We start from the raw sequence: 13,957 nt of genomic DNA on the forward strand, positions 1-13,957 counted from the left end.
AGAGTTGGGCGTGAAGAGTTATCTGGTCGGTGGTGCGGTACGTGATGCGTTGTTAGGTCTGCCGGTCAAAGATAAAGACTGGGTGGTGGTTGGCGCCACCCCTGAAGAGATGCTCGACGCGGGCTACCAGCAGGTAGGCCGCGATTTTCCCGTGTTCCTGCACCCGAAAAGCCGTGAAGAGTATGCTCTGGCGCGTACCGAGCGGAAATCGGGCTCGGGCTATACGGGCTTCACCTGCTATGCCGCGCCGGACGTGACGCTGGAGCAAGATCTCCTGCGCCGCGATCTCACCATCAACGCGCTGGCGCAGGACGAGCACGGGCAGATCGTTGACGCCTATGGCGGTCAGGACGATCTGCGCAACCGTCTTTTACGTCACGTCTCCCCGGCGTTTTCTGAAGATCCGCTCCGCGTGCTGCGCGTGGCGCGCTTTGCCGCGCGTTACGCCCATCTCAGTTTCCGTATTGCCGATGAGACAATGGCGCTGATGACCGCCATGACCGAGGCGGGCGAGCTTGAACACCTGACGCCAGAGCGCGTCTGGAAAGAGACGGAAAATGCGCTCACCACGCGTAACCCGCAGGTCTTTTTCCAGGTCCTGCGCGACTGCGGCGCGCTGAAGGTGCTGTTCCCGGAAATAGACGCGCTGTTTGGCGTACCTGCCCCGGCAAAATGGCACCCGGAAATTGATACCGGCGTACACATCCTGATGACCCTGAGCATGGCGGCCATGCTCAGCCCTGACGTGGACGTGCGCTTTTCCACCCTGTGCCACGATCTCGGCAAAGGCTTAACGCCAAAAGAATTCTGGCCTCGCCACCACGGGCACGGTCCGGCAGGGGTGAAGCTGGTCGAGGGGCTGTGCCAGCGTCTGCGCGTGCCGAACGAGATCCGCGATCTGGCGAAACTGGTGGCCGAATTCCACGATCTGATCCACACCTTCCCCATCCTGAAACCGGCCACCATCGTTAAGCTTTTCGATAATATCGACGCCTGGCGCAAACCCCAGCGCGTAGAGCAAATCGCGCTGACCAGCGAAGCTGACGTGCGCGGGCGTACCGGGTTTGAAGCGTGCGATTACCCGCAGGGACGTTTACTGCGTAAAGCCTGGGAGGTGGCGAAAGCGGTGCCCACGAAGGACGTTGTCGAGGCGGGATTCAAAGGACCGGAAATTCGTGAAGAACTCACGAAACGGCGAATTCAGGCGGTGTCTGACTGGAAAGAAAAGCATTGCCCTCAGCCAAAAGACTGAGGGCCATCGGTCAGAAGAAGACCACGTACACTGCAGCCGCGACGATAAAGCGATAGATCGCGAACGGAATAAACGAGATACGCTTAATCAGCTGCAGGAAGGTTTTGATGGCAATCAGCGCCACGATAAACGCGGTGATGAAGCCGACGGCGAACATCGGAATGTCGCCAGCCGTCAGGAAGTGATAGCTCTTATAGACGTCGAGTACAGTGGCGCCCATCATCATCGGCACCGCCAGCAGGAACGAGAACTCTGACGCGGCGTAACGGCTTACGCCCATCAGCATCCCGCCGGAGATGGTTGCGCCTGAACGCGAGAAGCCCGGCCACAGCGCCAGACACTGGAAGCAGCCAATGATAAACGCCTGACGATACGTCATATCGTCCAGACCTTCCGCGCGCGGCGTTTTTGGCTTCAGCACTTCCGCGGCGATCAGCAGGAAGCCCCCCACCACCAGCGCGTACATCACGTTAATTGGGTTAAACAGCGATTTGATGGCGTCGTGGAAAACCAGGCCCAGCACCACCGCAGGGATCATCCCGAGCAGAATATGGATCAGCGACAGGCGACCTTTACTCATCCCTTCGTGCTGCGGCGGACGGCCAAAATGGATGCCGATCAGGCCAAACAGACGGCGCCAGAACATCACCACCACCGCCAGAATCGAACCCAGCTGGATCACCACTTCGAACGTTTTGGCGGTATCGCCTTCAAAGCCCAGCAGATGGCCAACGATAATCATATGGCCCGTACTGGACACCGGCAAAAACTCCGTCAATCCTTCGACCACACCCAGTATTGCCGCCACCAGCAGCGAGTGCATATCGCTCATCTATAAACCCCTAAAAAGATATAAAAAAACGGTGTCCCATACGGACAACCGATAAGATACAGTCCTGAGACCGGTATAACCTAAATTGGTTTAGCAATTATGACGTTAATTCTTGCCTTTCAGATTTGTGCCACGCTCAATGATGACGCCAACGTTGGCGGCGCGCGCCACCGCGCCCGGCTTGCTCAGCTTGATGCGCACCCACGGTGAGTTAAATTTTTTCAGCAGCAATTCTGCGACTTCTTCAGCCACCCGTTCGACCAGCGCAAAACGTTGCCCTTCCACATGGTTGATGACCGTTTCACTGATGTCGGCATAGCTCAGACAGTCGTTCACGTCATCGCTTTTTGCCGATTTGCGGTTATCCCAGCCCATTTCGATATCGAACACCAGTTTCTGCTCGATGGTCTGTTCCCAGTCGTAAACACCAATAGTGGTGATTACCGAAAGTTGCTCTATAAATACAATATCCATCACGACCTGCCTGCTTTTTGGCTAAACCGGATACCACTTCCGGCGAATTATGCGTATTATCCACAGATGCTGAGAATACAGATACATTTTCAAAACGGAACAGCGTTATGAGTGCAATCGCGCCTGGAATGATCCTCCTCGCCTATCTTTGCGGCTCAATCTCCAGCGCCATTCTGGTCTGCCGCATTGCCGGGTTACCTGACCCGCGTGAAAATGGTTCCGGGAATCCGGGGGCGACCAACGTACTACGAATTGGCGGCAAGGGAGCAGCCGTAGCGGTTTTGATTTTTGATGTTCTGAAAGGGATGCTACCCGTCTGGGGCGCGTATGCGCTGGGCGTCACGCCGTTCTGGCTGGGGCTCATTGCTATTGCTGCCTGCGTCGGCCACATCTGGCCCGTATTCTTCGGCTTTAAAGGCGGCAAAGGTGTGGCGACCGCCTTTGGTGCCATTGCCCCCATCGGCTGGGACTTAACCGGCGTCATGGCCGGGACCTGGCTTCTGACCATTCTGCTGAGCGGCTATTCGTCGCTGGGCGCCATCGTCAGCGCGCTGATCGCCCCGTTCTACGTCTGGTGGTTCAAACCCCAGTTTACCTTCCCGGTGTCGATGCTCTCCTGTCTTATCCTGCTGCGTCATCACGACAATATCCAGCGCCTGTGGCGTCGTCAGGAGACCAAAATCTGGACGAAGCTCAAGAGAAAGAAAAAAGACGCTCCGAAGGGTTAGTTATGCCTTATAGCCAAATGTGATTTTGGTCACCTTCTGCCTGTGGTAACTGTTAGGGACACAACACAACCGCATAAGAAGAAAATGGCTGAAATCACAGAATCTACTCCCCTTTCAACGGCAGGTATTCCCCCTGATGGCGACATCCAGTGGGTGCGCAGTGCATCGGATGTATCACGCCTCGTTAATGACGGTTCCCAGGGCCGGGCAAACGCCCGTATCGTAGTCGGTATCGCGCTGGGCGGCATTTTCCTCGATGCCTACGATCTGGGCGCGCTGGCATTCGGCATTAAAGACATCACCCGCGAATTTAACCTGACGCCCGCCGGTACCGGTATGGTGGCCTCGGCCATTACCTTTGGCGCCATTGTCGGGGCGCTGCTTGGCGGCTATCTCACGGATAAAATCGGGCGCTACCGCGTGTTTATGGCTGATATGGTGTTCTTCGTGGTGGCCGCTATCGCCTGTGCACTGGCTCCGAACGAATATGTGCTCGCGGGCGCCCGCTTTGTGATGGGGCTCGGGGTCGGGATCGATCTTCCCGTAGCGATGGCGTTTTTAAGCGAGTTCGCCAGGCTGAAAGGGCCCGGCAATAAGGCCTCCAGCGTCGCGATGTGGTGCCCCACCTGGTATGCCGCCATCAGTATCTCCTACCTGCTGGTGCTTTTCTTCTACGCCGTGCTGCCGGAAAGCCACAGCGACTGGCTGTGGCGTTTGATTCTCGGCTTTGGCGCGGTGCCCGCGCTGGTGATTATCGCCATCCGCAGCCGCTATATGAGCGAATCGCCGGTCTGGGCGGCGAATCAGGGTAACCTGAAAGAGGCGGCGTCCATTTTACGCCAGTCGTATAACATCAATGCCCACGTGCCGCAGGACGCGCTCAGCCAGCCCGCACCTGTCGTGAATAAAGCGAAATGGTCAAACTATCTGAACCTGTTCCGCGGGATCTACTTACGCCGCACGACGCTCGCCACGCTGCTGTCCGTCGTCTCCTCGTTTGCCTATAACGCGGTGGCGTTTGGTCTGCCGGTGATCATCTCCAGCTTCTTTGTCCAGTCGATGCTCACCACCATTCTCATTTCTCTGGCGCTTAACCTGCTGTTTGCCTTCGTTGGCGGACTGCTGGCGGTACGCTACGTGCCGCGCTTCGGCGCCTGGCGGATGTCGCTGGCGGGTTATGCCTGCCAGCTGGTCGCGCTGCTGGGACTGGCGCTGATTGGCCGCCCTGAAGGCGCCACAGAAGGCGTGCTTGCCGTGGCGATGCTGGCGCTCTTCCTGTTCGGTCAGGGCTTTGGCCCGGGCGCGCATACCATGACGTTCGCCTCGCTGAGCTACCCGACCTCGCTGCGCGGCGTGGGTGTGGGTCTCAACCAGACGCTGATGCGCAGCAGCTCGACGCTGTCGCTGTTCCTGTTCCCGCTGCTGGTCGCCTCGCTGGATACCGCCGTGTTCTGGGTGATTGCGCTGGCGCCGTTTATCGGCCTGGCCTCGCTGCTGGCAATCCGCTGGGAGCCTTCCGGGTATGATGTGGATGCGGAGGATTACCGCTAGTCCCGCAAACCGGCTCATAAGAGCCGGTTTTTTATCCATAAGCGACTCATATGACAGCCTTCATTTCCGCCAGGGCATACTGAAACATATCCCGATGGTGTGGAAATGGATGCAGCATGTTAGCAGCTCAGGTCACTGATAATTCGTACAAAGGCTGGCAGGCATCGCTTGCCCTGCAGTTTTGTCACACCCCTGAGAAAACCCTCCTGCACTCCGCCCACCACGTCGGGCCGCTCACCGTTCAACGTCCGTTTTACCCCGAAGGGGAAACCTGCCACCTTTATCTGCTGCACCCGCCAGGCGGGGTTGTGGGCGGCGATACGCTGGATATCACCGTGCGTCTGGACGCCAAAAGCCATGCGCTTATCACCATGCCCGGCGCCAGCAAGTTCTATCGCAGCAGCGGCCCACAGGCTCGCCTGAATCAGCATTTTTATCTCGAGGAAGATTCCACCCTGGAGTGGCTGCCGCAGGACACGATTATTTTTCCCGGCGCGAATGCCGCGCTGCGCTCCGTTTTCCACCTGAAGGCCTCCAGCACGCTGCTGACGTGGGAGCTGTACTGCCTGGGCCGCCCGGTGATAAACGAAACCTTCAGCCACGGCACGCTGGAGAGCCGTCTTGAGGTGTGGGTAGATGACGAGCCGCGCCTGATTGAGCGTCAGCACCTTAGCGACGGCGATCTCACGCCCGTCGCCGGGCATCCGTGGCTCGGCACGCTGCTGTTCTACCCTGCCCAGGAAGAACATCTCGAGGCGGTGCGTGAACGCCTCGCACCGCTGGAAAATTATGCAGGTGCAACGCTCACCGATGACCTGCTGTCGGTGCGTTTTCTCTCCCACGACAACCTGATTTGTCAGCGGGTGATGCGCGACGTCTGGCAGTCGCTTCGCCCGCTTCTCACCACCAAAACCGCCTGTTCGCCGCGTATCTGGCAGACATAAGAGAAACGTTATGGAACTGACCCCCAGAGAAAAAGACAAGCTGTTGCTGTTCACCGCTGCGCTGGTTGCCGAACGCCGCCTTGCGCGCGGGGTAAAGCTCAATTACCCGGAATCGGTCGCGTTGATCAGCGCCTTCATCATGGAAGGCGCGCGCGATGGTGAAACCGTCGCCGCGCTGATGGAGGCAGGCCGCCACGTCCTGAGGCGCGACCAGGTAATGGAGGGCGTCCCGGAGATGATCCCGGATATTCAGGTCGAAGCCACCTTCCCGGACGGATCGAAGCTCGTCACCGTCCATAACCCGATCGTCTAAGGAGCACATGATGATCCCTGGCGAATATCAGATCCAGCCCGGCGCGATTGCGATCAACGTCGGGCGCGAAACCCAAGCCGTGATTGTCGAAAACCACGGCGACAGGCCGATCCAGGTCGGATCGCACTACCACTTTTACGAGGTCAACCCGGCGCTGAAGTTCGATCGGGAAGCCACCAAAGGCTACCGGCTGAACATCCCAGCGGGCACCGCCGTGCGCTTCGAGCCCGGCCAGAAGCGGGAAGTGACGCTGGTTCAGGTCGCAGGTGCGCAGCGCATTGTCGGCTTTCGCGGCGAGGTGATGGGCGAGGTGAAACATGGCTGAGATTTCACGCCAGGCCTATGCCGATATGTTTGGCCCCACCACCGGGGATAAAGTGCGGCTGGCCGACAGCGAGCTGTGGATCGAAGTGGAAGACGATCTCACGATCTACGGCGAAGAGGTCAAGTTCGGCGGCGGGAAGGTGATCCGCGACGGCATGGGCCAGGGGCAGATGACCGCAGACGACTGCGTGGATCTGGTGCTGACCAACGCGCTGATCGTCGATCACTGGGGGATCGTGAAAGCCGATATCGGCGTCAAGAACGGGCGGATTTTTGCCGTCGGCAAAGCCGGCAACCCCGACATTCAGCCCGGCGTGACGATCCCGATTGGTGCCGCAACCGAAGTCATCGCTGCCGAAGGGAAGATCGTCACCGCAGGCGGGATCGACACCCACATCCACTGGATCTGCCCGCAGCAGGCGGAAGAGGCGCTGGTCTCCGGCGTCACCACCATGATCGGCGGCGGCACCGGACCCGCGGCGGGCACCAACGCCACTACCTGCACGCCGGGACCGTGGTATATCGCCCGCATGCTGCAGGCTGCCGATACGCTGCCGGTGAATATCGGCCTGCTCGGCAAAGGTAACGGCTCCAGTCCGGACGCCCTGCGCGAGCAGATTGCCGCGGGCGCTATCGGGCTGAAAATCCACGAAGACTGGGGCGCGACGCCTGCGGCGATCAACTGCTCGCTGGAGGTGGCCGAAGAGATGGACATTCAGGTGGCGCTGCACAGCGACACGCTGAACGAGTCCGGGTTTGTCGAAGATACGCTGGCCGCCATTGGCGGGCGCACCATCCACACCTTCCACACCGAAGGGGCGGGCGGTGGCCACGCGCCGGATATCATCACTGCCTGCGCGCACCCGAATATTCTGCCCTCTTCCACCAACCCGACGCTGCCCTACACGGTCAATACCATCGACGAGCATCTCGACATGCTGATGGTTTGCCATCACCTCGACCCGGATATCGCCGAGGACGTGGCGTTTGCAGAATCCCGCATTCGCCGGGAGACCATCGCCGCTGAAGACGTGCTGCACGATATCGGCGCGTTCTCGCTCACCTCGTCAGACTCTCAGGCCATGGGCCGCGTCGGGGAAGTGATTATCCGCACCTGGCAGGTCGCGCACCGCATGAAGGTCCAGCGCGGCGCGCTGCCGGAAGAGACAGGCGAGAACGATAACTTCCGCGTGAAGCGCTATGTCGCCAAGTACACCATTAACCCGGCGTTGACCCACGGTATCGCCCATGAAGTGGGTTCGATTGAGGCGGGCAAGCTGGCGGATCTGGTGGTCTGGTCCCCGGCGTTCTTCGGCGTCAAACCCGCCACCATCGTCAAGGGCGGGATGATCGCCTGCGCGCCAATGGGGGATATCAACGCTTCAATCCCCACGCCGCAGCCGGTGCATTACCGCCCGATGTTTGGTGCGCTGGGCGCCGCGCGCCACGCCACCCGACTGACGTTTGTCTCGCAGGCGGCCAGTGCGAACGGCATCCCGCAGCAGCTCAACCTGCAAAGCGCCACCGCGGTGGTAAAAGGCTGCCGGACGGTGAAAAAGGCGGACATGATCCACAACGGCCTGCAGCCGAATATCACCGTCGACTCGCAAACCTACGAGGTGCGTGTTGACGGCGAACTGATTACCAGCGAACCGGCTGACGTTCTGCCGATGGCGCAACGCTATTTCCTGTTTTGAGGAGTGATGATGATCTATTTAACCCAACGCCTGGACCATGCGCATCAGACTACCGCCAGCGTCACGCTGCCGATTGACGTGCGGGTGAAAAGCCGCGCCCGCGTGGCGCTGAACGACGGCCGCGAAGCCGGGCTGATGCTGCCGCGCGGCCTGCTGCTGCGCGGGGGCGACCTGCTGACTACCGACGACGGCAGCGAGGTGATCGAAGTGATCGCCGCCCCGGAGTCGGTCTCCGTGGTGCGCTGCGCCGATCCGTTCCTGCTCGCCCGCGCCTGCTACCACCTGGGCAACCGCCACGTGCCGCTGCAGATCATGCCCGGCGAGCTGCGCTATCACCACGACCACGTTCTCGACGACATGCTGCGCCAGTTCGGGCTGGACGTGGGCTACGCCAGCCTGCCGTTTGAACCGGAAGCGGGCGCTTATACCAGCGGTGCCCACAGCCACGGCCATTCTCACGCTCATTCACATTAAGGATCCATCATGCGCAAGTATTTACCGCTGTTACTGCTGGCTTTTTCCGTTCCCGCGCTCGCGCATCCCGGCCACGGCGCCGACAGCTTTCAGGCCGGTTTTCTCCACCCGCTGACCGGGCTCGATCATCTCCTGATGCTGACCGGTGCAGGCGTGCTCTCGGCGCTGAGCGGCCGCAAGCTCCTGCTGCCGTTTGCCACCCTCGGGATGATGCTTGTCGGCGCTATTGCGGGCAGCCTGCTCGGCGGCTTCAGCGGCATGGAGATGCTGATTATCGCCTCGCTGGCGGTCAGCGGCGTGATGATGTTTAAAACGGAAAATCGTCTGCTGCTGGCGGTGCCTGCCCTGGCGATGTTCCACGGCTGGGCGCACGGCGTGGAGATGTCCGGCCACAGCTTCTGGCTCTTCACCAGCGGCTTTATGCTGGCCAGCGCCGCGGTGCTGTGCGCCAGCTTTGCCGCAGGGCTGCTGCTGCGCCGTCACGACGGTCTGCGTAAAACCTTCGGCGGCGGGCTGATTGTCTCCGCCCTGCTGGCGCTGATGAGCTGATGGAGCACGCCCGCCAGAGGCTGCGCCTGATGCAGCTCTCCAGCAGCAGCCTGCCGGTCGGGTCGTTTACCTGGTCGCAGGGGCTGGAGTGGGCCGTTGAGGCGGGCTGGGTCACGGACGCCGGGGCCTTTAAACGCTGGCAAATACAGCAGATTGAGCAGAGCTTTTTCTGCGTCGATCTGCCGCTGTTTATCCGTCTTTATCAGGCCTGTGAGCAATCCTCTCTTACAAATGCAAAACGCTGGACGGCATACCTTCTCGCCTGCCGTGAAACGCGCGAGCTGCGCGAAGAGGAGCGCAACCGTGGGGCGGCCTTTACGCGACTGATTAAGAGCTGGGAACCTGACTGTCCGCCCGAATGGCTGCCGCTGTTTATGCAAAGCCAGCTCTGCGGCATGGCCTGGCTCGGCGTACGCTGGGGCATTAGCGTGCGCGAGCTGGCGCTGAGCCTTGGCTACAGCTGGATTGAGAGCGCGGTGATGGCAGGCGTCAAGCTGGTGCCGTTTGGGCAGCAGGCCGCACAGCAGCTGATTATCGAACTGAGCGATCGCTACGCCGCTGGTTTTGAACAGGCATTTTTACGTCGCGACGACGCGCTGGGGGCAGCAACGCCGCTGTCCGCCATCGCCTCCGCGCGCCACGAAACCCAATATTCTCGACTATTCCGTTCCTGAGGAGTCAATATGGCTGATTACAAACATCCCCTGCGCGTGGGCGTAGGCGGCCCGGTAGGGTCGGGCAAAACCGCGCTGCTGGAAGCGCTCTGCAAGGCGATGCGCGATACCTATCATCTTGCGGTGGTGACCAACGATATCTACACCAAAGAGGATCAGCGCATTCTGACCGAGGCGGGCGCGCTGGCGCCGGAGCGCATCGTGGGCGTGGAGACGGGCGGCTGTCCGCATACCGCTATCCGCGAAGACGCCTCAATGAACCTGGCGGCGGTGGAAGCGCTCAGCGAGAAGTTCGGCAATCTGGATCTGATCTTCGTTGAAAGCGGCGGGGATAACCTGAGCGCGACGTTCAGCCCGGAGCTGGCGGATTTGACTATTTACGTGATCGACGTGGCCGAAGGGGAAAAAATCCCGCGCAAGGGCGGGCCGGGGATCACCAAATCCGATTTTCTGGTGATCAACAAAACCGATCTCGCGCCGTACGTCGGTGCGTCGCTGGAGGTGATGGAGCGCGATACCAACCGCATGCGCGGCGAGCGTCCATGGACCTTTACCAACCTGAAGGCGGGGGACGGTTTAGCGACGATTATTGCGTTTCTGGAAGAGAAAGGGATGCTGCGGGTGTAGTGCGGTTTGTTGCCGGGTGGCGGCTTCGCCTGACCCGGCCTACAAAACCGTAGGCCCGGTAAGCGCAGCGCCACCGGACAAAAAAACTCACGCCTCAGGCAGTTCCGCCAGCGGCCAGCGCGGACGCACGGACACGCTCAGGTCGGACGTTGCGCCAGCGTTCAGGCGCACCATACCCGCGTAGGCGATCATTGCCCCGTTATCGGTACAGAATTCCGGACGGGCATAGAACACTTCCCCGCGACGCTTTTGCATCATCTCGGCGAGCTTCGCGCGCAGCGTACGGTTGGCACTCACGCCGCCCGCCATCACCAGACGCTTGAAGCCGGTCTGATCCAGCGCGCGCTTGCACTTGATCATCAGCGTATCCACCACTGCGTCTTCAAACGCGCGGGCGATATCGGCGCGGGTCTGCTCGCTGTCATCGTTATTGCGGATCGTATTGGCCGCGAAGGTTTTCAGCCCGGAGAAGCTGAAGTCCAGCCCCGGACGGTCTGTCATCGGGCGCGGGAAGACAAAGCGCCCTTCCGTTCCCTGTGACGCCATTTTCGACAGCATCGGCCCGCCAGGGTAATCGAGTCCCAGCAGCTTGGCGGTTTTGTCGAACGCTTCACCGGCGGCATCGTCGATTGACTCGCCCAGCAGCTCGTATTTGCCAATGCCCGTTACGCTAATCAGCTGCGTGTGACCGCCGGAGACCAGCAGCGCCACAAACGGAAATTCAGGCGGATTCTCTTCCAGCATCGGCGCCAGAAGGTGCCCTTCCATATGGTGAACCGGGATCGCTGGCACATCCCACGCGAACGCCAGCGAACGGCCAACCGTTGCGCCAACCAGCAGCGCACCGACCAGGCCCGGGCCTGCGGTATACGCCACTGCATCAATCTCTTTTGCCGTTAATCCTGCTTCTTTCAGCGCCGCCTGAATCAGGGGAACCGTTTTACGCACGTGGTCACGAGAGGCCAGTTCAGGCACGACGCCGCCGTAGTCAGCGTGCAATTTCACCTGACTATACAGTTGGTTGGCCAGAAGCCCTTTTTCGTCGTCGTAAATGGCGATGCCGGTTTCATCGCAGGATGTTTCAATACCCAGTACACGCATGACTTGTTTTACCTCGTTTCAATACCGCGCAGTGTAGAGCCTGGGCGGGTTGATGTAAAACTTTGTTCGCCCCAGGAAGAAGGCTCGTGTATACTCCTCACCCTTATTAAAGTCCCTTTCAAAATCGCATCGGTGCTTTACAAAGCAGCAGCATTTGCAGTAAAATTCCGCACCATTTTGAAATAAGCTGGCGTTGATGCCAGCGGCAAACCGAATTTATTAAAGGTGAGAGTTACATGCCGGTAATTAAAGTACGTGAAAACGAGCCGTTCGACGTAGCACTGCGTCGCTTCAAACGTTCATGCGAGAAAGCAGGTGTTCTGGCTGAAGTTCGTCGTCGTGAGTTTTATGAAAAACCAACGACCGAACGTAAGCGCGCTAAAGCTTCCGCTGTGAAACGTCACGCGAAGAAACTGGCTCGCGAAAACGCACGCCGTACTCGTCTGTACTAATTGGTTGAGGGCCTCAGCCCTCAATTGACAGACAGAGTAATAGTCGTAAGGCCGTGCTTCCGGAAGGAATGCGCGGCTTGTTTTCGTTTATAAGTCGCTTAAATTTTGGGGCATATGGCCGGAAGAATCCCACGCGTTTTCATCAATGACCTGCTCGCCAGAACCGACATCGTCGATCTCATCGACGCGCGGGTAAAGCTGAAAAAGCAGGGCAAGAATTACCATGCGTGCTGTCCGTTCCATAACGAAAAAACCCCCTCCTTCACCGTAAACGGTGAAAAGCAGTTTTACCATTGCTTCGGCTGTGGCGCACACGGTAATGCCGTTGATTTTTTGATGAACTACGACAAGCTCGAGTTCGTTGAAACCGTCGAAGAGCTGGCGGCGATGCATAACCTTGAAGTGCCGTATGAAGCAGGCAGTGGGCCAAGTCAGATCGAGCGCCATCAACGGCAAACGCTGTATCAACTGATGGATGGCCTGAATTCGTTTTACCAACAGTCTCTTAAGCACTCTGCGGCTGAGCCTGCGCGTCAGTATCTGAACAAGCGCGGACTGAGCGACGATGTCATTGCGCGTTTCGCTATTGGCTACGCCCCTCCCGGCTGGGACAACGTGTTAAAGCGTTTTGGCGGCAATAGCGAAGATCGTAAATCTCTCATCGATGCAGGCATGCTGGTCACCAACGACCAGGGACGAAGCTACGACCGCTTCCGCGAACGGGTGATGTTCCCAATCCGCGACAAGCGAGGCCGGGTAATTGGTTTTGGTGGTCGCGTGCTGGGTGATGCCCTGCCGAAGTACCTCAACTCCCCGGAAACCGATATTTTCCATAAAGGCCGCCAGCTTTACGGTCTTTATGAGGCGCAGCAGGATAACGCGGAACCTCCGCGTCTTCTGGTCGTCGAAGGCTATATGGACGTCGTTGCGCTGGCGCAGTACGACATCAACTACGCGGTGGCGTCGTTAGGAACGTCCACGACAGCGGATCACATTCAGTTGCTGTTCCGCGTGACCAACAACGTGATTTGTTGTTACGACGGAGACCGCGCCGGACGCGACGCCGCCTGGCGCGCGCTGGAAACCGCGCTACCCTATATGACCGACGGGCGTCAGCTGCGCTTTATGTTCCTGCCCGACGGTGAAGACCCGGATACGCTGGTGCGTAAAGAGGGTAAAGCGGCGTTTGAAGCGCGGATGGAGCAGGCTCAGCCGCTCTCCACGTTTTTGTTTAACAGCCTGATGCCGCAGGTCGATTTGAGTACCCCTGACGGGCGCGCGCAGCTCAGCACGCTGGCGCTGCCGTTAATCAGTCAGGTGCCCGGCGAAACGCTGCGCATCTATCTGCGTCAGGAGTTAGGCAACAAGCTCGGCATTCTGGATGACAGCCAGCTTGAACGTTTAATGCCTAAACAGGCTGAAAACGGCGCGGTTCGCCCCGCGCCTCAGCTAAAACGCACAACCATGCGTATACTGATAGGGTTACTGGTGCAAAACCCCGAACTGGCGCCACAGGTGCCGTCGCTGGCGGGTTTGAACCACGAAAAATTGCCCGGGCTTGGCTTATTTTCAGAACTGGTCAACACGTGTTTATCACAGCCAGGTCTGACCACCGGACAACTTTTAGAACATTATCGCGGCACAAAAGAGGCCGCTACCCTTGAAAAATTGTCGATGTGGGACGATATAGCAGATAAGGATATTGCAGAAAAAACGTTCACCGACTCACTCAACCATATGTTTGATTCGATGCTTGAGCTGCGCCAGGAAGAGTTGATAGCTCGCGAGCGCACACACGGTTTAAGCAGCGAAGAACGCCGGGAGCTCTGGATGATTAACCAGGAACTGGCGAAGAAATAAAGAAATTTAACGGCTTAAGTGCCGAATATCGATCGGGAAGCCCCCGGCAGCCGCACTGAGAGGCAGCGGCAAAAATATAAGTACGCCCTCGCTTTAAAGGTTGGC

At 59.0% G+C, this 13,957-nt stretch carries 15 protein-coding genes and 1 pseudogene; 13 read left to right on the forward strand and 3 right to left on the reverse strand.

Features of this window, described 5'->3' with window-relative positions:
• The first annotated feature begins 10 nt into the window (after positions 1-10).
• Complete coding sequence (locus GXP72_RS19420) at positions 11-1,252, forward strand: multifunctional CCA addition/repair protein (protein ID WP_208763265.1); 1,242 nt, start codon at positions 11-13, stop codon at positions 1,250-1,252.
• A 10-nt stretch (positions 1,253-1,262) separates the two neighbouring features.
• Here GXP72_RS19420 and bacA read toward each other — a convergent pair whose 3' ends face one another.
• Positions 1,263-2,084, reverse strand: coding sequence for an undecaprenyl-diphosphate phosphatase (gene bacA, locus GXP72_RS19425; RefSeq protein WP_024906482.1), 822 nt, complete (start codon positions 2,082-2,084; stop codon positions 1,263-1,265).
• A gap of 105 nt (positions 2,085-2,189) precedes the next feature.
• Positions 2,190-2,558 carry a bifunctional dihydroneopterin aldolase/7,8-dihydroneopterin epimerase gene (gene folB, locus GXP72_RS19430; RefSeq protein ID WP_032645073.1) on the reverse strand — a complete coding sequence of 123 codons (369 nt, stop codon included), beginning with the start codon at positions 2,556-2,558 and terminating at the stop codon, positions 2,190-2,192.
• Between the two features lie 107 nt (positions 2,559-2,665).
• Between folB and plsY the strand changes: the two genes are divergently transcribed.
• From plsY to ureG, 10 genes are all read left to right on the forward strand, one after another.
• Positions 2,666-3,286, forward strand: a complete 621-nt coding sequence (gene plsY / locus GXP72_RS19435; RefSeq protein ID WP_023309216.1) for a glycerol-3-phosphate 1-O-acyltransferase PlsY — start codon at positions 2,666-2,668, stop codon at positions 3,284-3,286.
• A gap of 84 nt (positions 3,287-3,370) precedes the next feature.
• On the forward strand, positions 3,371-4,837 hold the full coding sequence (locus GXP72_RS19440; protein WP_048990527.1) for an MFS transporter: 1,467 nt from the start codon (positions 3,371-3,373) through the stop codon (positions 4,835-4,837).
• A 116-nt stretch (positions 4,838-4,953) separates the two neighbouring features.
• Entirely contained in the window at positions 4,954-5,781 is an 828-nt protein-coding gene (locus GXP72_RS19445) for an urease accessory protein UreD (protein WP_157189738.1), read from the forward strand.
• Positions 5,782-5,791: 10 nt separating this feature from the next.
• Positions 5,792-6,094: an urease subunit gamma gene (locus tag GXP72_RS19450; RefSeq protein WP_025758533.1), complete on the forward strand. Its 303-nt coding sequence runs from the start codon at positions 5,792-5,794 to the stop codon at positions 6,092-6,094.
• Between the two features lie 10 nt (positions 6,095-6,104).
• Positions 6,105-6,419 carry an urease subunit beta gene (locus tag GXP72_RS19455; RefSeq protein WP_032650271.1) on the forward strand — a complete coding sequence of 105 codons (315 nt, stop codon included), beginning with the start codon at positions 6,105-6,107 and terminating at the stop codon, positions 6,417-6,419.
• Positions 6,412-8,115, forward strand: coding sequence for an urease subunit alpha (gene ureC, locus GXP72_RS19460; protein ID WP_208763266.1), 1,704 nt, complete (start codon positions 6,412-6,414; stop codon positions 8,113-8,115). The genes GXP72_RS19455 and ureC overlap by 8 nt, the downstream gene beginning before the upstream one ends.
• A gap of 9 nt (positions 8,116-8,124) precedes the next feature.
• Entirely contained in the window at positions 8,125-8,589 is a 465-nt protein-coding gene (ureE, locus tag GXP72_RS19465; RefSeq protein ID WP_090418735.1) for an urease accessory protein UreE, read from the forward strand.
• A 9-nt stretch (positions 8,590-8,598) separates the two neighbouring features.
• Positions 8,599-9,138, forward strand: a complete 540-nt coding sequence (locus GXP72_RS19470; RefSeq protein WP_090418738.1) for a HupE/UreJ family protein — start codon at positions 8,599-8,601, stop codon at positions 9,136-9,138.
• Complete coding sequence (locus GXP72_RS19475; RefSeq protein WP_090418741.1) at positions 9,138-9,812, forward strand: urease accessory protein UreF; 675 nt, start codon at positions 9,138-9,140, stop codon at positions 9,810-9,812. Before GXP72_RS19470 ends, GXP72_RS19475 begins: the two co-directional genes overlap by 1 nt.
• A gap of 9 nt (positions 9,813-9,821) precedes the next feature.
• Positions 9,822-10,439: an urease accessory protein UreG gene (ureG, locus tag GXP72_RS19480; RefSeq protein WP_024906473.1), complete on the forward strand. Its 618-nt coding sequence runs from the start codon at positions 9,822-9,824 to the stop codon at positions 10,437-10,439.
• A gap of 87 nt (positions 10,440-10,526) precedes the next feature.
• Here the strand turns inward: ureG and tsaD are convergent, their stop codons facing one another.
• Positions 10,527-11,540, reverse strand: a complete 1,014-nt coding sequence (gene tsaD / locus GXP72_RS19485) for a tRNA (adenosine(37)-N6)-threonylcarbamoyltransferase complex transferase subunit TsaD (protein WP_032650276.1) — start codon at positions 11,538-11,540, stop codon at positions 10,527-10,529.
• Between the two features lie 236 nt (positions 11,541-11,776).
• Here tsaD and rpsU point away from each other — a divergent pair, with 236 nt between their 5' ends.
• Both rpsU and dnaG read left to right on the forward strand, forming a co-directional pair.
• A complete protein-coding gene (gene rpsU, locus GXP72_RS19490) occupies positions 11,777-11,992 on the forward strand; it encodes a 30S ribosomal protein S21 (RefSeq protein WP_001144069.1) in 216 nt (71 codons plus the stop codon).
• A 114-nt stretch (positions 11,993-12,106) separates the two neighbouring features.
• Positions 12,107-13,911: pseudogene (gene dnaG, locus GXP72_RS19495) on the forward strand (DNA primase).
• Positions 13,912-13,957: the final 46 nt, after the last annotated feature.

Origin of the sequence: Enterobacter sp. SES19, assembly GCF_011765665.1 — a bacterium.
GTDB lineage: Bacteria > Pseudomonadota > Gammaproteobacteria > Enterobacterales > Enterobacteriaceae > Enterobacter > Enterobacter pseudoroggenkampii.